The sequence below is a fragment of the Acinetobacter higginsii genome (genome assembly GCF_000369845.1).
Taxonomy (GTDB): domain Bacteria; phylum Pseudomonadota; class Gammaproteobacteria; order Pseudomonadales; family Moraxellaceae; genus Acinetobacter; species Acinetobacter higginsii.
Genome location: NZ_KB850212.1, coordinates 76,096 through 95,415 on the forward strand (window position 1 = coordinate 76,096; position 19,320 = coordinate 95,415).

At 40.1% G+C, this 19,320-nt stretch carries 19 protein-coding genes; 10 read left to right on the top strand and 9 right to left on the bottom strand.

Features of this window, described 5'->3' with window-relative positions; all coding sequences use genetic code 11:
• Window positions 1-32: 32 nt before the first annotated feature.
• Both cgtA and proB read left to right on the top strand, forming a co-directional pair.
• A complete protein-coding gene (gene cgtA / locus F885_RS14875) occupies window positions 33-1,250 on the top strand; it encodes an Obg family GTPase CgtA (protein WP_005202455.1) in 1,218 nt (405 codons plus the stop codon).
• Between the two features lie 15 nt (window positions 1,251-1,265).
• Complete coding sequence (proB, locus tag F885_RS14870) at window positions 1,266-2,399, top strand: glutamate 5-kinase (RefSeq protein WP_005202457.1); 1,134 nt, start codon at window positions 1,266-1,268, stop codon at window positions 2,397-2,399.
• A gap of 26 nt (window positions 2,400-2,425) precedes the next feature.
• Here proB and F885_RS14865 read toward each other — a convergent pair whose 3' ends face one another.
• A complete protein-coding gene (locus F885_RS14865) occupies window positions 2,426-3,100 on the bottom strand; it encodes an HAD-IB family hydrolase (protein WP_005314276.1) in 675 nt (224 codons plus the stop codon).
• Window positions 3,067-4,275: a DUF1615 family protein gene (locus F885_RS14860; protein WP_005202462.1), complete on the bottom strand. Its 1,209-nt coding sequence runs from the start codon at window positions 4,273-4,275 to the stop codon at window positions 3,067-3,069. The genes F885_RS14865 and F885_RS14860 overlap by 34 nt, the downstream gene beginning before the upstream one ends.
• Before the next feature lie 82 nt (window positions 4,276-4,357).
• On the opposite strand from F885_RS14860, the gene dusB reads away from it, so the two are divergent.
• Entirely contained in the window at window positions 4,358-5,380 is a 1,023-nt protein-coding gene (dusB, locus tag F885_RS14855) for a tRNA dihydrouridine synthase DusB (protein WP_005202464.1), read from the top strand.
• 59 nt (window positions 5,381-5,439) lie between these two features.
• Here dusB and oxyR read toward each other — a convergent pair whose 3' ends face one another.
• The 4 genes from oxyR to rubA all read right to left on the bottom strand — a co-directional run bounded on the left by oxyR (window position 5,440) and on the right by rubA (window position 8,810).
• The gene (gene oxyR, locus F885_RS14850; RefSeq protein WP_005202466.1) at window positions 5,440-6,345 is read right to left on the bottom strand and encodes a LysR family transcriptional regulator OxyR; all 906 of its coding nucleotides are present in this window, start codon (window positions 6,343-6,345) and stop codon (window positions 5,440-5,442) included.
• Window positions 6,346-6,351: 6 nt separating this feature from the next.
• Window positions 6,352-7,296: an esterase EstB gene (gene estB, locus F885_RS14845; RefSeq protein WP_005202467.1), complete on the bottom strand. Its 945-nt coding sequence runs from the start codon at window positions 7,294-7,296 to the stop codon at window positions 6,352-6,354.
• Between the two features lie 84 nt (window positions 7,297-7,380).
• Window positions 7,381-8,562, bottom strand: a complete 1,182-nt coding sequence (rubB, locus tag F885_RS14840; protein ID WP_005314280.1) for a rubredoxin reductase RubB — start codon at window positions 8,560-8,562, stop codon at window positions 7,381-7,383.
• A gap of 83 nt (window positions 8,563-8,645) precedes the next feature.
• On the bottom strand, window positions 8,646-8,810 hold the full coding sequence (rubA, locus tag F885_RS14835; protein WP_004678010.1) for a rubredoxin RubA: 165 nt from the start codon (window positions 8,808-8,810) through the stop codon (window positions 8,646-8,648).
• 348 nt (window positions 8,811-9,158) lie between these two features.
• On the opposite strand from rubA, the gene F885_RS14830 reads away from it, so the two are divergent.
• From F885_RS14830 to cysN, 5 genes are all read left to right on the top strand, one after another.
• A complete protein-coding gene (locus F885_RS14830; protein WP_005202469.1) occupies window positions 9,159-9,596 on the top strand; it encodes an SRPBCC family protein in 438 nt (145 codons plus the stop codon).
• Between the two features lie 159 nt (window positions 9,597-9,755).
• The gene (gene lysS / locus F885_RS14825) at window positions 9,756-11,282 is read left to right on the top strand and encodes a lysine--tRNA ligase (RefSeq protein WP_005202470.1); all 1,527 of its coding nucleotides are present in this window, start codon (window positions 9,756-9,758) and stop codon (window positions 11,280-11,282) included.
• A gap of 144 nt (window positions 11,283-11,426) precedes the next feature.
• Window positions 11,427-12,866: a capsule assembly Wzi family protein gene (locus F885_RS14820; RefSeq protein ID WP_005202471.1), complete on the top strand. Its 1,440-nt coding sequence runs from the start codon at window positions 11,427-11,429 to the stop codon at window positions 12,864-12,866.
• A 322-nt stretch (window positions 12,867-13,188) separates the two neighbouring features.
• Window positions 13,189-14,097 carry a sulfate adenylyltransferase subunit CysD gene (gene cysD, locus F885_RS14815; protein ID WP_004808480.1) on the top strand — a complete coding sequence of 303 codons (909 nt, stop codon included), beginning with the start codon at window positions 13,189-13,191 and terminating at the stop codon, window positions 14,095-14,097.
• Between the two features lie 83 nt (window positions 14,098-14,180).
• Window positions 14,181-15,794 carry a sulfate adenylyltransferase subunit CysN gene (gene cysN, locus F885_RS14810; RefSeq protein ID WP_005202472.1) on the top strand — a complete coding sequence of 538 codons (1,614 nt, stop codon included), beginning with the start codon at window positions 14,181-14,183 and terminating at the stop codon, window positions 15,792-15,794.
• A gap of 123 nt (window positions 15,795-15,917) precedes the next feature.
• On the opposite strand, the gene F885_RS14805 is transcribed toward cysN, so the two are convergent.
• From F885_RS14805 to F885_RS14795, 3 genes are all read right to left on the bottom strand, one after another.
• Window positions 15,918-16,790, bottom strand: coding sequence for a DMT family transporter (locus F885_RS14805; protein WP_005202473.1), 873 nt, complete (start codon window positions 16,788-16,790; stop codon window positions 15,918-15,920).
• Between the two features lie 175 nt (window positions 16,791-16,965).
• Complete coding sequence (locus F885_RS14800; protein ID WP_005202474.1) at window positions 16,966-17,643, bottom strand: IS1595 family transposase; 678 nt, start codon at window positions 17,641-17,643, stop codon at window positions 16,966-16,968.
• Window positions 17,644-17,690: 47 nt separating this feature from the next.
• Window positions 17,691-18,242, bottom strand: coding sequence for a DUF2239 family protein (locus F885_RS14795; RefSeq protein WP_005202475.1), 552 nt, complete (start codon window positions 18,240-18,242; stop codon window positions 17,691-17,693).
• Window positions 18,243-18,459: 217 nt separating this feature from the next.
• Here F885_RS14795 and F885_RS14790 point away from each other — a divergent pair, with 217 nt between their 5' ends.
• Together F885_RS14790 and F885_RS14785 are read left to right on the top strand one after the other, a co-directional pair.
• Window positions 18,460-18,975 carry a hypothetical protein gene (locus tag F885_RS14790; protein ID WP_005202476.1) on the top strand — a complete coding sequence of 172 codons (516 nt, stop codon included), beginning with the start codon at window positions 18,460-18,462 and terminating at the stop codon, window positions 18,973-18,975.
• 67 nt (window positions 18,976-19,042) lie between these two features.
• The gene (locus F885_RS14785; protein WP_005202477.1) at window positions 19,043-19,306 is read left to right on the top strand and encodes a ribosomal protein L7/L12; all 264 of its coding nucleotides are present in this window, start codon (window positions 19,043-19,045) and stop codon (window positions 19,304-19,306) included.
• Window positions 19,307-19,320: the final 14 nt, after the last annotated feature.

Consider the following 19,320-nt stretch of genomic DNA (forward strand, 5'->3'; position numbering starts at 1 on the left):
TAGTCCGCTTTTAAGAATTTGAGGATTGGCACATGCGCTTTGTTGATGAAGCAGTCATTACCGTAGAGGCTGGCGACGGTGGCAATGGCGTAGCCAGTTTTCGCCGTGAAAAATTTGTCCCTTTTGGTGGCCCAGATGGCGGTGATGGGGGACGTGGCGGAAGTGTATATATTCAAGCTGATGATGATACCAGCACATTGGTAGATTACCGTTATACGCGTCGCTATCGTGCAGAGCGTGGTAAAAATGGTTCGGGTGCGAACTGTTCTGGTCGTGGCGGCGAAGACGTTATTTTGAAAGTGCCAGTCGGTACAACCATTGTAGATACTGAATCTGGTGACATTATTGGTGACTTGGTCGCTGATGGTCAGCGTGTAAAAGTTGCCCATGGTGGTGATGGTGGTTTAGGTAATACTCACTTTAAATCATCGACTAACCGTTCACCACGTAAGTGTACGCACGGGATCAAAGGTGAATATCGTGAAGTGCGTTTAGAGTTGAAAGTACTTGCAGATGTTGGCTTACTCGGTATGCCAAATGCAGGTAAGTCAACGTTCATTCGTGCAGTCAGCGCAGCAAAACCAAAAGTTGCAGATTATCCGTTTACCACGATGGTACCAAACCTCGGTGTGGTTGATGCGGATCGTCATCGTTCATTTGTGATGGCAGATATTCCAGGATTAATCGAAGGGGCTGCTGAAGGTGCTGGTCTAGGAATTCGTTTCCTTAAGCATTTGGCGCGTACGCGTATTCTTTTGCATATTGTTGATGTTCAGCCAATTGATGGTTCTGATCCAGCTCATAATGCAAGAGCGATTTTAGGTGAGTTAGAAAAATTCTCTCCGACATTGGCAAAACTGCCAGTGGTCTTGGTGTTAAATAAACTGGATCAAATTGCAGAAGAATCAAGAGAAGAATGGTGTCAGCACATTCTCGATGAATTGCAGTGGAAAGGTCCTGTATTTAAAACTTCTGGTCTTATGTCGGAAGGAACCAAAGAAGTTGTGTATTACTTAATGGATCAAATCGAACAACAACGTGAGCGCGAAGTTGAAGATCCTGAGTATGCAGCAGAAGTGAAAGCATTCCGTGAGCAGCTTGAAGCTGAGACACGTGAACAAACCATCGCAGCGAAAGAAGCATATCGTGCCATGCGTAAAGCACAGCGTGAAGCTGGTTTGGACGATGATGAAGACTTTGATGACGATGAAGACGAAGGCGATGTAGAAAGCGTCTACATTCGTGACTAGTAAACCGAGGGAAAAATGATAGAAGTGGTCGATGGGCAACGTCAGCTCAATGCGTGTAAACGAATCGTTGTTAAAATCGGATCATCTTTACTCACTGCAAATGGGCAAGGTCTAGATTTAAATGCAATTTCGCACTGGGCGAAACAAATTGCAGATCTACACAATGCTGGACATGAGATTATTCTTGTGTCCTCAGGTGCAGTTGCAGAAGGGATGGTACGCATGAAACTTGCGAGTCGACCCACTGATCTACCCAGTCTACAAGCTTGTGCTGCTATTGGCCAAATGGGTTTAATCCATACATGGTCAAGCGTACTGGATCAACATGGTATCCAAACTGCACAAGTGTTACTCACGCATGATGATCTCGCTGATCGTCGTCGTTATCTCAACTCTTGTGATGCTTTGCAGAACTTGATTGATTGGCATGTCATTCCAGTCATTAACGAAAATGACACCGTCTCTACTGATGAAATTCGGTTTGGTGATAACGATACTTTGGCAGCGATGGTTGCGGGTCAGGTACAGGCAGAATTGTTGATTATCTTAACGGATCAACAAGGTATGTTTGATTCAGATCCACGTAGCAATCCAAATGCAAAATTGTTCTCTGCTGTTCGAGCACTCGATGATCGTTTGTTTGAAATGGCGGGTGGCGGTGGTGTACTTGGTCGTGGTGGTATGGTCACCAAGGTTCGCGCTGCGCGTCTAGCGGCAAAGTCGGGTTGTCCTACCTTGATTGCCAGTGGGGAAAGCGAAAATGTGCTGGCTCGCCTAATGGCGGGTGAGATGTTGGGTACCTTATTTACCACTGACAATGATCGTGTGACAGCACATCAGCAATGGTTGGCAGCGCATTTACAAACTGCGGGTCGTTTAGTGATTGACGATGGTGCTGTTGAAGCGATTAAGCTCAAACATCGTAGTTTATTGCCTGTCGGAGTCAGAGCGATTGAAGGACATTTTGATCGTGGTGATGTAGTTGAATGTGTTGATAAAAACGGTGGTCGTGTCGCAGTAGGTCGTGTGAATTTTAGTTCACGTTCTGCCGAAATGATTAAAGGTTTATCATCAGAAAAAGTCTATCAGGTTTTAGGTGAAGCACGATCGCTAGAAATGATCCATCGTGATCATATGGCAATCTACTAAATTGTTTAAAAATAAAAAAGCTCGCATTAAGCGGGCTTTTTTATGTCTGCTTGGTTCAATTGTTTCAGCTCTAAGGAGGGAAGAGCTTGCTCTACTCCCATCATATAAGGATGGTCTGCTAAAGAGAGCATTTCTAGATCTTCTTCACTATTGCCATAGGCATAAATCGTTTGATAATTTGCTAAATTGTAGCTTTGTAAAATGCGCAATTTCTTTTGCTCACAACTGCAATCTTCTGAACTGTAGCGACCCGTTAAACGTCCATCTTTAGTTTCAGTTTGGGTGCACAGTAATTCAATATTGAGAACTTCACAAATTGGAGCCAAATAAAGATCAATCGATGCTGATACTAGAACAATGTGATCACCACGTTGCTGATGTAGTTGAAGCTGCTGGAATAAATCGGGATCTAATTTTTTAGTGAGTTTCTGTGCATATTCGTGAGCAAGTTGCTCAACCACATCTACAGAAATGTCTTTAAACATACTCTGGAATAAACGTGGTCGCATGGCATGCGCAGGGTAGAGGCGTAAATAATAGGCTTGAATCCATGGCAGGATTTTCAAGCCTCTTTTGACAATATGGCGTTTTGATAGTGCAAAGAAAATAAACCCTGTGAAACTGTCTCTTGGATAGAGTGTTCTATCGAAATCAAATAAAGCAAGATTTAGAGTTTTATGCGTTTCGCTCTTTGCATGCATGTTTCATATCGTCCATTAACTCGACTGGCAAACCAATTGGTATTGTAGTCACGGCTCAGTTTAGGGCCCGAAATAACGACTTCAGGCATAATTGCATAAATAGGTTCTTTATTGGTTTTACTTTGATACAACTTTTGAACGGCTAAATAAGTTTGTGTATCTTCGAACTTCTTCTCTTTTTCTTTCTTTAAATCCGCACGAATTTGACGCGGAGTAACCAGAATTTTATTGTTGGTAAACGCTGAGATCACTTCTTTTTCAGATTGGCTCAGTACAGATTGTACATTCCCATCTTTATTATAAAGTAACAGGTCACCATCTAAATCAAGGTCTTTACCTTGTATGACTTCAAGCATCTTTTGAAAAGCTGCATTGCGGCTTGAATACATGCCTGAGTTGTAATCGGCAAAACGATAGATGGCTTTGTCATAATCGGCAGAATATTCCATCAAACGATGGATACCATAATATAGGCCACCGTATTGGGTATAGAGATCATTACGTAGTTCAGCAATATTTCCGCTTTGACGTTTATGTTCTTTGGCATAATTAATATGCACTTGCATAGAACCCAGTGTCGTGATCGGGTTCATTTTTTCGCCAATATCTTGTCCAACCAATTTCGCTGCGCCTGTTAGGGCACTGACATGATAATGCTTCGACATATAGTCAAAAATTTCACGATAAAGCAAATCGAGTTCACGCTCAGTTCTGACTTTGCGCATTTGGCTCATATAGTTATTTTCTGGTGAAGGTTGGTTTTTGAGCACATCCTCAAAATAACCTGCCACAGTGCCGCCAATGGTTTCACCTAGTTTCGCTTCAAACTTCTCTTTGAGGCGCGTATTGATTTCCTGAACTGCTTTCTCGCCTAAGCCTGGTACAGCAGGGTCAGCGACAAAGTTAGATTCCTGATCGACTACGGCCACAATGCTGCATACATTTTGCTTGGTTTTAGGAATACTAAGTTGTTGCATGATATCGAAGATATCTTGCGACCAAGACTGGCGATCATTCACACGCGGTGGCAGTACTTTGGTAATTTGTTCTGCCTTCATTTCGGGTTCTTTATTATTTGACCACCAAGCATTATCACCACAAGCCACTAAGCTTATGCTGATTGCCAAGAGGCTAAATGTTTTGAATAGAGGACGAGTCGAAAACGATTGGTTCATAATGAAGACAACACCGCACAAAAAGATGAGCCGAACGGGCGAATGAAGTATACTATGTTGATCAGAAATTGTAAGAAAATATATGTATATTGGTTCATATCAACTGTCAAATAATTTGATCGTTGCTCCGATGGCTGGCGTTACGGACCGTCCTTTTAGAACGCTGTGCAAATACTTTGGTGCAGGGCATGCGGTCAGTGAAATGATGACTGCAGACAAGACACTACGTATGAGTAAAAAGAGTCTTTATCGGGCTAATTTTGATGGTGAGCTTGCACCAATCTCTGCACAAATCGCAGGTTCGGATCCAGAGCAACTGGCTGAAGCAGCACGTTATCAAGTGGCGAATGGTGCGCAGATTGTTGATATCAATATGGGTTGCCCAGCTAAGAAAGTATGTAACAAACTTGCAGGTTCGGCTTTATTACAAGACGAAGATCTCGTTGCGCGTATTCTCGATGCCGTAGTTTCTGCAGTGGATGTACCAGTCACTTTAAAAACCCGATTAGGTTTTTTAAATGGCCATGAAAATATTTTACGTGTGGCCAAACGTGCTGAAGAATCTGGAATTGCAGCCTTAGCCTTGCATGGTCGTACCCGTGAAGATATGTATTTGAATACTGCACGTTATGAGCTGATTAAGCAGGTTAAAGAATTGATTGATATCCCATTGATTGCCAACGGTGATATTGATAGTCCCGAAAAAGCCAAATATGTACTGGATTATACGGGTGCAGATGCCATTATGATTGGGCGTGCAGCCCAAGGCCGACCTTGGATATTCAGAGAAATTGCTCATTACTTAAAAACAGGTGAGCATCTTGCTGCGCCTGATATTGCAGAAGTCAAAGCAGTATTATTGGGGCATCTGGCTGAGCTGTATGATTTCTATGGTGAATACTCAGGCTGTCGTATTGCCCGTAAGCATATTGCTTGGTATACCAAAGGCTTACGCTCAAGTAACGAGTTCCGTCAGAATATGTATAAAGTTGAAAATACGGCTGATCAAGCCAAAGTGGTGGAATCATATTTCGATGAATTACTTGATCAAGGTCTACGTATGAGTGATGTACAAGTTGAACAAGTGAATTTATTGGATATTTAATAATTATTTTAATTGTATTGAAAAGCCTGTAATTCGATCTGAATTACAGGCTTTTTTTATTACGATAAATGAGCCGTGATTTTTTGCAGAATCTGCAAGATCACATCAAACTCACTTTGTAATGGTGTGCTTTTACGGGTCACTAAAGCCAATGTACGGCTTGGTGCAGCTTCAATCGCTTTCACATCAATATCTTGATTGAAATGAATCATACTGTTTTTAAGCGCGATCTCAGGTAAAAGAGTAAAGCCTAAATCAGACGATACCATTTCAACCAGCGTTGGTAATGAACTTGCTTTTAAGCGATGATCATTTTTGCGCTCACCAACAGGGCAGGCACTTAAAGCATGGTCGCGTAAGCAATGACCTTCCTCAAGCAGCATTAAACGAGATAGATCCAAATCATCGAGAGAATTTGCATTGGCTGCATTGGTATCTTTCTTGTTATACACAAGGAATAAGTGTTCTTTGGCAATTTCAGCAACTTTTAAACTGCGCGTATCAAACGGAAGTGCAAGTACAATCATGTCTAAATTACCATGTTCCAACTTCTCTACAATCTTCTCACTTTGTGCTTCATGTAAGTGTAGCTGGATTTTTGGCAATTGCTGATGAACTTCATCTAAGAGTTGAGTCAGAATAAAAGGTGCAATGGTTGGAATAATACCGAGATGTAAATCACCTGTTAATGGTTCACTCATCTCTCGGCTTAAACGCATCAGGTCTTGGGCATCGGCAAGCAACACTCGCGCTCGCGCCACCACTTGCTCACCTAATGGGGTTAAACGGACGTTTTGACGATCACGCTCAACTAAGACCCCACCTAATAAACGCTCCAATTCCATGATGCCACCAGACAATGTTGACTGGGTAACAAAGGAACGACGCGCTGCTTCAGTAAAATGTAAAGTTTCTGACAACGTAACTAAATATGATAGCTGTCTTAATGAGGGTAATGCAGCCATAGTGTCCTAGTGTGATGATCTAAAGTGGTGAGTAAACAAACCACTAAGTTGCGGAATGAAATGTGCAGGAATATCATGCCCCATTCCTTGAATTAATTCAAACTTAGCACCCGAAATTGCTTTTGCAACAGCTTTCCCGTGACTTGGTGGTAACAGGCGATCTTTTGATCCGTGTACAACCAATGTCGGCTGAGTAATCGTTTTGTTCAATGGTAACAAAGAACCTGTACATAATATTGCTAAAAATTGTTGAAGTACACCCGCTGGATAGAAACTACGTCGATATAATTTGCGAATGGTTTGAATTGATTCGACTGGATTGACATAACCAGGTGAACCGATAATACGGAAAACATTTAAACTATGATTAATAATTGTTTCTTCATCATGCCCTTCAGGTTTACCCAATAAGCTAAAAAGCTGCTTTGGAAAAGGCGGAGGTAAAAACGGCTGATTATTACTGGTAAATAACAAACCTATTTTTTCTACTTTTTCTGGATATTTCGCAGCAACAATCTGTGAAATCATTCCGCCCATTGAGGCACCAATAATATAGGATTTCTCGATGCCAAGTTGATCAATCAACATTGCTACATCATCGGCCATATCATATAAGGTATAAGGTGCACCTTCATTGCGAAGTCCAAACATGAAACGACTCATCAGTTTCATGGTATTGAGTCGTTTGCCCTTATTACGAATTTTAGAAGATAAACCGATATCGCGATTATCAAAGCGAACTACACGGAAACCTTGATCGATTAAGGCTTTACAGAAGAAATCAGGCCAAAACAGCATTTGTGCACCTAGGCCCATGATCAATAAGATGGTTGGATGCTCAGGATTTCCGCCCATTTCAACATGTAGTTCAATGCCATTGCCCAAAGTAACTTTGGTTTCCTGCATAAAAGAAGCATATGGTGACACGTTAAATTGGAGGGCACTGTTCATGATCTTCGTTCCAAATTGAATTCTTCTTATTGCTTAGAGAGTTTGAAGGAAATTCTTTTCTCAACAAACTCTCGTATTTAAACCTTAAACTTGCGCTGGAATCAAGTCTGGAACCAGCTTGGTGAGGGTTAAACGTTGTTTGCCCGCAGTTGCACCTAACAGTACAAAACCCCTTAAGGTTCCTTCACCATCAGCTGCTTTGGCAAGCATACCATCATCAAACTCTTCGGTTTCCCAGTTCACATCCACATTAAGCGGTGCAGGTAAAACCGTCAATGGCGCAGCGGGTGTTTTTACTGCAACAGGCATAGCAGGGTAGTGTACCGCTGTGCTTTGACCACTGAGCGTTTTTGCTAAAGCACGTGCTTGCTGCATAATTGGCATCACATATGGCAATAACGTGCCATTCACTTCTGCACAGTCACCGACGGCATAGATATCCGCTTGATTGGTTTCCAAAAGCGTGTTGGTAATAATGCCACGACTGGTTTGAATGTCTGCTGCTTTCGCTAAAGAGATATTCGGTTGTAAGCCAATTGCAGAAAGAACAATATCAGCGACCAGTGTTTTACCATTGGCTAAGGTGACTTCGTAGTCTTCACCATTATTAATCTTGGTTACTTTTTCCACGGTGGTGGAGAGTGCAAATTTAATGCCTGCTTGTTCTAAGTTGGCCTTAAAGGCTTCAGCGACATGGTTTGGTAATAAACGACCGAGTGGCTGAGGGGCTAAGTCAATTACAGTAACATCATATTGGCTATGCAATAAGTCATTGGCAAATTCACAGCCAATTAAACCTGCACCAAGAATAACCACGCGTTTGTCTTTACGGTTTGTAAGGTTTTCACGGAAGATACGATAGTCGACCAATGAGTTCACAACATGGATGTCATCACTGCCATCACCGGCAATCGCTAAGCGGATAGGGTTTGCACCGACAGCCAGTACTAATTTTGAATAAGGTTGGGTAATGGTTTGCCCATTTTTTTCTAATGTAAGTTCATGGTTTTCGGCATTGATTGCTTTCACCCATGTGTCTGCATCAATGCGCATATTCAATTGGGTTGCCATCTTTGTCGCATCGCCTAAAGCAATTTGTTCTGGTGCTTTATTCCCTGCAAAGGCATTAGATAATGTTGGTTTTGCATAATTTACCGCATCATCTGCACAGATCATAACCAGTTCTTGTTCAGGACTTAGTTTACGAAACTCTCGCGCTACGGTGTAACCTGCCATGCCCGATCCGATGATAACGATAGGATGCATTCTATTCTCCAATATTTTCTTATTTAAAAACAAACGATAGCAAAAAAAAGACCATGATCATTGTCACGGCCTTCTTGATCTATTTAGATTTCAACCATTTCAAAATCAGCTTTTGAAACGCCGCAATCTGGGCAAGTCCAATCATCTGGGATATCTTCCCATTTGGTCCCTGCTGCAATGCCGTCTTGTGGCCAACCTTCTGCTTCGTCGTAAATCCAACCACAAACGATACATTGATATTTTTTCATGTGACTCTCCAAACTGATAGGTATGTTCAAGTTGCCTTTCAGTAAAACTATTCCGTAATGTCGCTATGATCGCTGCAATAGGAACTAACTTATGCTAATCGGGAGTTAGATTTTTACGCAGAACGACATTTAAGTAAAGTAAATGCAAGAGTTTAATCATTTATTCAAAAAGTGATATGGCAATTCTATCTGAAAGTCTTGTTATTTGAGCAATTACTCTAATTTTTTTTAGGGATATAACGCTTATACAATTAAAAAAAGCCGAAATGTATAAATATAGTGTGTATAAAAAACAAACATTCAGAATCAAGATATGATGATGAAAACAATGATCAAGGAGAATAAAACATGGAAACCTTATCTTATAATATAAAAATTTATGCGACCCCTGAAAAAGTTTGGGAGGTTCTTTGGACTCCAGAAAGTTATCAAGCATGGACAAAATTCTTTGCATGCGATTCAACCATGACTACGGATTGGAAAGTGGGTGGTAAAACCTATTTTGGAGATGGCAAAGGCAATGGCATGATCTCTACCATTGAAAGTATCGATGAGCCTAAAGAGATTGTTTTTAAGCATCTTGGGATGATTGAGAACGGTAAGGAGGATCTGGAAAGTGAGGCTGTGAAGTCTTGGGCAGGTGCTTTGGAAAAATATATGCTGTTTGATTTTAATGGTGAAACGCAATTGCATGTAGAGGTCGATATTCAACCAGAACATGCAGAATTTATGAATAAAGGCTTTGATCAGGGACTTGCTATGGTCAAGCATTTAGCGGAGAAATAAGCGACAGCGAATCGATTGTTGAGCGGAAAATTGCTGCGTTATCTTGATTCAAAAACTGATCAATCTTGATTTTTTTGAATTGTCTGGTTGAAACAATACGAAAATGAGTTGTGATCTGCTATCCTATGTCACTTCATTTTTTACTTAATCGAGGCAGAGATGACGCAACAAAACGCTCAATCGACTTCTGAACAAACACTTTCCGAAAACGATTTAATCGCACAGCGTCATGCCAAATTAAAGCAAATCCAAGAGACTGCAAAACAAACGGGTAAGAGCCCGTGGCCAAACACGTTTAAACGTGAGCACTATGCAGCTGATTTGCAAGAACAGTTTAAAGATCAAGACAAGGCGCAAATTGAAGGCGCTGAAAAAGTTTATGTAAAAGTTGCTGGTCGTGTGATGTTGAACCGTGGATCATTTATGGTGATCCAAGATATGACGGGTCGTATTCAACTTTATGTGGATCGTAAAGGTCTGCCAGCTGATATTTTAGAAACCATTAAAAGTTTAGACCTTGGCGATATCATCGCTGCTGAAGGTTATATTGGTCGTTCGGGTAAAGGTGACTTATATGTGCACCTTGAAGGTTTTGAATTACTGACCAAATCACTTCGTCCACTTCCAGATAAATTCCATGGTTTAACCGATACAGAAGCTAAATATCGTAAACGTTATTTAGATTTGATCGTAAATGAAGAAACACGTAAAACTTTCGAAATTCGTGCCCAAGTAGTTGCAGGTATTCGTGCATTCTTGACCAATGAACGCTTCATGGAGGTGGAAACGCCAATGATGCATGTGATTCCGGGTGGCGCATCTGCTAAGCCATTCGTAACACATCATAATGCTTTGGACATGGAACTGTATTTACGTGTTGCACCGGAACTCTATTTAAAACGCCTTGTAGTGGGTGGTTTTGAGCGTGTGTTTGAAATTAACCGTAACTTCCGTAACGAAGGGGTTTCAACACGCCACAACCCTGAATTCACGATGATCGAGTTCTATCAAGCCTATGCTGATTATAAAGACTTGATGGTATTGACTGAAAACATGCTTGAAAAATTGGCAGTTGATATCTTGGGGTCTACCGATGTGCCTTATGGTGACGAAGTTTATAGCTTCAAAGGGCCATTCAAGAAAATCTCAATGTTTGATGCAATTCTTGAGAACAATCCAGACTTCACACCTGAAAATGTGAATGACCGTGAATTCTTGGCCAAATTTACCAAAGAAGTTTTAAAAGAGCAGGTAAAACCTGGTTTTGGTTTAGGCAAATTACAAACGATTGTGTTTGAAGAAACTGTAGAAACTAAACTGCGTCAGCCGACGTTCATTACTGAATATCCAGCTGAAACTTCACCACTTGCTCGTCGTAATGATGATAATCCACATATTACCGATCGTTTTGAGTTCTTTATCGGTGGTCGTGAGTTGGCAAATGGTTTCTCTGAGTTAAATGACCCGATTGATCAGGCTGAGCGCTTCCAAGCGCAGGTTGCAGAAAAAGATGCAGGTGATGATGAAGCAATGCATTACGATGCAGACTTTATCGAAGCATTGGAATATGGCTTGCCACCGACAGCTGGTCAAGGCATCGGTATTGACCGTTTGGTGATGTTGTTTGCCAATGCTGCGAGTATTCGTGACGTGTTGTTATTCCCGCATATGCGCCGTAAAGATTAATTTACCATTCATTAAAAAGCCACTTCCATGAAGTGGCTTTTTATATTCATGATTAAAAAAATATAATTATTGCATTTGATGATTGAAAAGAGATCGTAAAAAAACGATCATGTGCACATAAATAAATTTGAGAACAGTTTAGATATGTTTCTAAAAAAATCCCTTTATGTCGCATTATTTGCTTCGCTTTCCTCTGCAACATTTGCACAAGGTCTCATCTTAAACGATGCAAATTTACGTACAGATTTAAATTGGCTGAACCAACAAGGTGTTATTCAAATTAGTACGTCGACTTGGCCAATGAGTGGCGATGAAATTCAACGTGCTTTATCCCAAGCGAAAGTGAGCAATAATGCTCAGCAAAAGGTGGTGAATTCAGTTGCTAATGCACTGAAAGCAGATAATGAAACGGTTAAACTTGGTTTACATGCCGGCTCTGATCTTAAAACTGTTCCTCAAACATTTGGTGATAACCAAAAATCACAATATCAGGTCGCTGCTGAGTTTAATGCAGGTGGTGAAAATTGGGATGCAAAACTTCGTGTGAATGGAGAGAAAGATCCACTGGTTGATAATGGGCATGATGTCAATGTAGAAGGTTCTTATCTTGCTGGTAAGCTTTGGAATCAATGGGTGATTGCAGGTCAGATTCCGACCTATTGGGGTCCTGGGCATGATGGAAGTTTGATTCGCGGTGATGCGAGTCGTCCTGTGTATGGTGTTACAGCACAACGAGCTGTACAAAATGCATTTGAGAGCAAATGGTTATCTTGGATTGGTCCTTGGCAGTATCAAGCATTTGCTGGGCAATTGGATGATTATAAGGCTGTTCCTGATGCAAAACTGCTTGGTTTACGTGTAACGGCACAACCTTTGTCTTATCTTGAACTTGGTGCATCACGTGTATTGCAATGGGGCGGTGAAGGCCGTTCAGAAAGTTTGGACTCACTTTGGAATGCCATTAAAGGTAATGATAATCTTGATTATGATACTGATAAGTCAAATCAGATTGCAGGATTTGATTTTCGGTTGAATACACAACCATTACTACAAGTCCCTGTCGGTGTTTATGGACAATATGTGGGGGAAGATGAAGCCGGTGGACTCCCTGCTAAAAAGATGTATTTAGCGGGTATAGATTTCTCTTCTTCTTATAAAAATATGCCGTATCAACTCTATGCAGAATGGGCAGATACGCGTAGTAATGGAAAAGTAGATGGTGTTTCATATAATCATTATGTTTACAAAGATGGCTATTATCAACATGGTTTTTCTTTAGGCCATGCAATGGGTGGTGATGGTCAAATGTATTCGGTTGGTGGTGATATTCGTTTTGATACAATGAACCGTTTAAATGGTCGTTTGCTTTATACCAAGGTGAATCCATTAGATTTAAGAATTAATGAGGCATTTCCAAAGCAAGATACAATAAAAGCTCTTGATTTGACTTGGACACACTACTTGAAACCAACAATTCCATTAAAAGTGAATGGTTGGGTCAGTGATTCTGATTTGAATGGCAGTGATGGTGGTGTTTCTGTTGGTGTTGAAATTCCATTAGAACGGAAAATGTTCGGTTTTTGATAGGTTTTAAACCTTTGAAAAAAGGAGCCTTTTGGCTTCTTTTTTTATATTTTTTGGTGAGGAATAGATTGTATTGATATTCCATAATCTTATTTTTATATCATAATTTTGCATATTGATATGAAAAAACAAGCTAAAGAACTGGATCTAAATTATTATAATGAATAACCGCTATTGAGTGGTTTTTTGCCACCAGTAAGAATATCTATATCATGAAAAATTGGAGTTGTTATGGCACTCGTTCCTCCACACAGTCTTCAAAGTGGTGGTTTAATCCCACTTATAGATTTTATGGATAGCATGGATAAGGAGGAAATTGTACATGACTGAAAATAGATTAACTCACCTCAAGCAACTTGAGGCAGAAAGTATTCATATTATTCGTGAAGTTGCAGCTGAATTTGAAAACCCTGTGATGCTTTACTCGATTGGTAAAGACTCGGCAGTAATGTTGCATTTGGCATTAAAAGCATTCTATCCAGCGAAACTCCCATTCCCACTACTGCATGTAGATACGGGTTGGAAGTTTAAAGACATGATTGCTTTCCGTGACAACATGGCAAAAACGCATGGCTTTGATCTGATCGTGCATCAAAATGTAGAAGGTCGTGAGGCGGGGATTAACCCGTTTGATCACGGCAGTTCAAAATATACGGACATCATGAAAACCCAAGGTTTAAAACAAGCCTTGGATAAGTATCAGTTTGATGCTGCTTTTGGTGGTGCACGCCGTGATGAAGAAAAATCTCGTGCCAAAGAGCGTGTGTATTCATTCCGTGATAATAAACATCGTTGGGATCCAAAAAACCAGCGTCCGGAACTTTGGAACCTTTACAACGGTAAAGTGAACAAAGGCGAAAGTATTCGTGTATTCCCATTGTCTAACTGGACTGAGTTAGATATCTGGCAATATATCTATCTCGAAAATATTCAACTCGTTCCTCTTTATTTCTCTGCAGTTCGACCTGTGGTTGAACGTAGTGGTACGTTAATCATGGTCGATGATGAGCGTATGCGCTTAAAAGAAGGTGAAGTTCCACAAATGAAATCGGTACGTTTCCGTACACTTGGTTGTTACCCGTTAACAGGTGCAGTTGAGTCTGAAGCAGATACCTTGCCTGAAATTATCCAAGAAATGCTTTTAGCAACCAGCTCAGAGCGTCAAGGTCGTATGATTGACCATGATGAGGCTGGCTCGATGGAAAAGAAAAAGCAAGAAGGTTATTTCTAATTTCCTTAAGCAAGTCCCTCTTTTTAAAGAGGGATTTAGGGAGATTAAAACCGATTTCTAAAGAATATGTGGAGTTTTGAGCAATGTCTCATCAATCAGATCTTATTAGCCAAGACATCTTGGGATATTTAAAACAGCATGAGCAAAAAGATTTATTACGCTTTTTGACGTGCGGTAATGTCGATGATGGTAAAAGTACCTTAATTGGTCGTTTACTTTACGATTCAAAATTGATTTATGAAGATCAATTGCAAGCGGTAACACGTGATAGTAAAAAAGTGGGTACTACAGGTGATGCACCTGATCTTGCTTTGCTGGTTGATGGTCTACAGGCTGAACGTGAGCAGGGCATTACCATTGATGTGGCTTATCGTTATTTCTCTACAGAAAAGCGTAAGTTCATCATTGCTGATACCCCAGGACATGAACAATACACGCGTAACATGGCGACTGGTGCATCCACTGCCGATCTTGCGATTATCTTGATCGATGCACGTTATGGTGTGCAAACTCAAACTCGTCGCCATTCATTTATCGCAAGCTTACTCGGTATTAAAAATATCGTTGTTGCGATTAACAAGATGGACTTGGTTGAGTTCTCTGAAGCACGTTTCAATGAAATTCAAGTTGAATATGATGCTTTCGTGAGTCAACTTGGTGATCGTCGCCCTGAAAATATTGTGTTCGTACCGATCTCGGCATTGAATGGCGACAACGTTGTTAATCCATCAGCAAGTACGCCATGGTACAAGGGTCAAACCTTGATGAGCCTTCTTGAGTCAGTGGAAATTAAACGTGAATCAAATAAACGTGAATTCCGTTTCCCTGTTCAATATGTGAATCGACCAAACCTCGATTTCCGTGGTTTCGCAGGTACGATTGCGCTTGGTCAAGTGAATGTTGGTGATGAAATTATTGCCTTGCCATCTGGTAAAAAATCAACAGTTAAAGAAATCGTAACTTTTGATGGCAATCTAGAACAGGCCGTTGCTGGTCAGGCCGTGACTTTAACCTTAAACGATGAAATTGATATTTCTCGTGGTAACGTTTTGGTCCGTGCAGGCGAGCAACCATTGATTTCACGTAGTGTGCGTGCATCAGTGGTCTGGATGAATGAGCATCCGCTGGTAAAAGGCAAACTGTACAATGTCAAAATTGGGACTCAAACTGTTCCAGCGAAAGTGACGGCAATTAACTTCCGTGTCAATGTGAATACGTTGGAACACACACAAGTTGAAGAGCTTGAGTTGAATGCAATTGCGGATGTTGTAGTTGAGTTTGATGCGCCAGTGGTCTTTGATCAATACCAAGACAGCCGTTACACCGGTTCATTTATCTTTATTGACCGTCTAAGCAACGTAACTGTTGGTGCGGGTATGGTTGAAGCTGCGGTTGAATGGGCAGCGCATAGCAATCCTGTGACTGCAGAAGATCGTGCAGCTCGTTTAGGTCAGAAGCCTGCGGTGATTGGTGTTTCTGCATCGTTGATCGAGAAAGCTCAAGCTTTAGAAAGCTTGTTGATCCAGCAGGGTGTGGTTGCGATTGCGAAAGCCAATTTAACTGCTGAGCAAATTGCATTGTTGCGTGAAACAGGTGTTGTAATTATCACTACGACTGTTGAAGGTACAGATACCGAGATTGCTGCTGAAACGGTTGAAGAAGCCGCTGAAAAAGTGGTGGAGTTAGTTCGTCTTTAATCGGCTGAGTTGATTTTGGAAACCCGCGCAAGCGGGTTTTTTTATTTGAGTGGGCTACAAAAAGCTGGAATTGGTTCTGTTGGATATTTACTCATTGTATTCTTTGCAGTTGTAGTTTTGATATTATGTTGTGCAACTTGGTTTAACTGCTTTTCTATACACTAAATAAACACCACTCAAGATTGCTGTAATTCCAATATAGTCGAAAGTAGAAAGTTGGGTATTAAAAATCATAAAGTCGAGTATTAAAGTCACAAGGGGCACAAGATAGAATAAGCTTGTTGTATTCACCAGATTGCCTGATTGTAGTAATTTATAAAAAATTAGTTGAGCAATCACAGAAACAATGATGCCTTGATATAAAACTGGAATCCAAAAGCCCCAATTCATCTCAAAATTAAATGATTGAAAAGGGATGATTAAGATCATGAAAATCAAAGAAATTGCATATTGTAGTGGTAAAACGTGCCATGGTTTTTCAGAAATTTTTCTTTGTAGAATCACACCTGCCGTAATACATGTCAGGCACATAATTGAAGCAAGCGTTGCCCATAAAGATAATTTATTGACAAACATATTGTTATAAACCAAACAAATAATTCCAAAAAAACTAAGCAGTAGTCCAGTAAGCTTCACTTTGGAAAAACTCTTTTCGGTAATAAAAAAAGTCAAAATGGGCTGTAATGCAAGGATGGTGGAAAGGAGCCCTGGTGAAATTCCAAATTCAAGGGATAAAAAATAAAATAGGGTATAACCCGTAATTAAAAAGCAACCCGTCAATATGACATATTTAAAAGAGGTGTTTTGTGGGTAAAAAGGCTGTTTTGAAATCACACAGAAGGATAAAATTAATGCGGTAGCAATCAAAAAGCGAAAAAACAGAAAAGGAATTGCAGCACCATGATGAAGTCCCCATTTGGTAAAAATAGCAGCGCTACCCCAAAGCAAAACAAATAGGCCAATATAAAGGAAATTCTCATTCTTAAGTTTGACCATTTTACTTATCCTTTTTAATATCTATATTTTTAGGTCTTTGAATATCAGTTTTATATGATCACTAAACTATGATTTTCACTCGATGGTTATAAAAATGCTTTACCATCTAAGACGGATAGAGCAAGTTATTTTAACAAATAATAAAAAGAATATATTTAGAAAGGGGCTTAGGAAGTTAAAGAGGATCATTGCGGAGTAGTTTCAGCAAATCGAGGTATAAATTACTATGCCGATGATTGAAGCGATACTCCGTTTCTTTAAGATGTAGATAAAACATCTTTTTGTCAATCCCATTAAACTTAATAAGCCTTTTCTTAGCATAGCCCCAGAATGATTCTATACCGTTGATATGACGCTCTCCACAGGCAAATTCATTGTCACCATGATTTACTCTTAAGTGCTTATCAAAGCCAATATCTACTAAACCATCATATCCCCGCCATCCATCTGTATTAATGACTGAATCAAGTTCTATATGCCCACGGATAATGCCTTGTAGCGTAGCTTTGGAGCAATCTGGTACAATTTCTGTGTATACATTTCCATCTCGTTTAAGCAAACCAAATACAATGGTCTTTCCTGACGCCCCACGACCTCGTTTACCACGAACACGACGAGCACCAAAGTAAGATTCATCCAATTCAACGATACCATTGAAGGGAGATATTTCTTCACATTGGATAGCAATCTTTTTACGCAATTTGATATAAATTGTATTGATAGAACGTACAGAAATATTGGTGAGTTTAGCGGTATCTGAAGCAGTAAAATCCATGGCAAAAAAGCGAATGATCTGCCTGAATTTTGCTTCTGTGATTCTTGAACGGGAATAGTATCTATTTTTTGCTTTCATATAAGGAAGTTACCATACTTTTTAATATGCTTAACTTCCTAAGCCCCTTAGAAAATATGATGTGTTTTAAAAACTAAATAGTTTTTTATATCTTTAGGATAATCTTGAATCATCTTTAAGAAATTCGCTTGATCACCCTGATATAAAGCACGGGTTGCCTCTTCATAATTGGGCATATTACCCAACATGGCAGACATAAAGCGGTCGGTGGATTGTTTGGCGAGCATGATATTGCTTTCAGAAGTTGGATCATTCAGCTCTTTATCAATCAACTTCCGAATCACAGCAGATGCACTGGAACTCTGTTGATCTAACCAATCCCAATGTTTTTTTTGTAAGGTAATTTCACGAGAGATGACCCCAAGTTTCGGTCGCCCAACTTTCTTTGTCGGCTCAGGCTCGCTATAACGTTGATGAATTTCTTGTTCAGAACCAGAAAGATCAAGATCAACCTGTCGGCCAGTTTGATCATTGAAAATTAAAATATTCTCAATTGTTTTAGGCCTAAGTTTAATCTTAATTGCAAGCTCAGTAGGTTGCCCAGTTGCGATGAAGGTACTCCCTGAAAAGGCAGTATAGGTTGTTATTTGAGTATTCATTTTCTTCGGATTGTTTTATACGGGTAAAATAATATTATCAGGGTAAAAATAATTATGCAAATAAATATAGCTTCAAAAGATCTGATTCAGTTGGAGAGCTAGCTCTCAAATCTGACATAAAAAATGATGCAGATAGAATGCCAATTTTCAATTTTATTCTGCTTTGATATCGCTTTTATGAGACAATGTTTTTTTATTTTTGTGTATTAGGACTCCCATGATTGAGCAATCTCCTGAATCTTTAAGCGATATCGAAATTTTAGACATTTTACAGTCTATGAAAAAAGATAAGCTGGATACGGAAGCAAATGAGATTATCCGTAATGGGGGGAAGGCTGGGCGTCAAGAAGCACACAAACAAGCTTTGGTTGCACTGAATACAAGCTTTGAAGAAAAGTTTGTAGAAGCAGTTACGCTGGCATTAGGTTTGAATGCCGGTCAGGCGAAAAAAATTCGCTATAAAAAAGATCGTATCCGTATTTTAAAAGTGCGTGGTATTGATTATTTAGCGATTGATGGTGCAGAAACCGCTCAGGTCTTGGCTCAGGTTGCTCAAGCGATTATCCGTGAAGATGCAATCGTGACAGAAGGTCTACACAATATTTTCCCATTTTGGAAAGAAGGTTGGCCAATGGTTCAGTTTGATAATGCTTATAAGATCTTGGCAGAAGACATTGCTATTCACTATCAAGCGACCTTGGATGAACTCATCTCAATGTATGGTGGGAATTAAGGAATTATAAACCTCCTGTTCTGATCAATGCGGTTGCCAATAGAAAATAACAAGGATTGTTACTTTTATGAATTTACCACCGACGATTCCTGCAGAAGCTTTAGCCATGCTTCGTGCAGGGCAGCTGATTGATGCAATTAAGATCACGCGAGAAAAAACAGGTTTAGGTCTTAAGGAATCTAAAGATTTAATTGATCAGTATCTTCAAGATCATCCACAAGAACAGGCGCAGATTCAAGAGCAGTTGGCGCAGCGGAGTCGTGGTGGAATCAAAGTCTTTATTTTAATTTTACTGATATTGGCTGCCGTGATCTGGTTTGTTATGAAATAAAAAAAGCCCATATA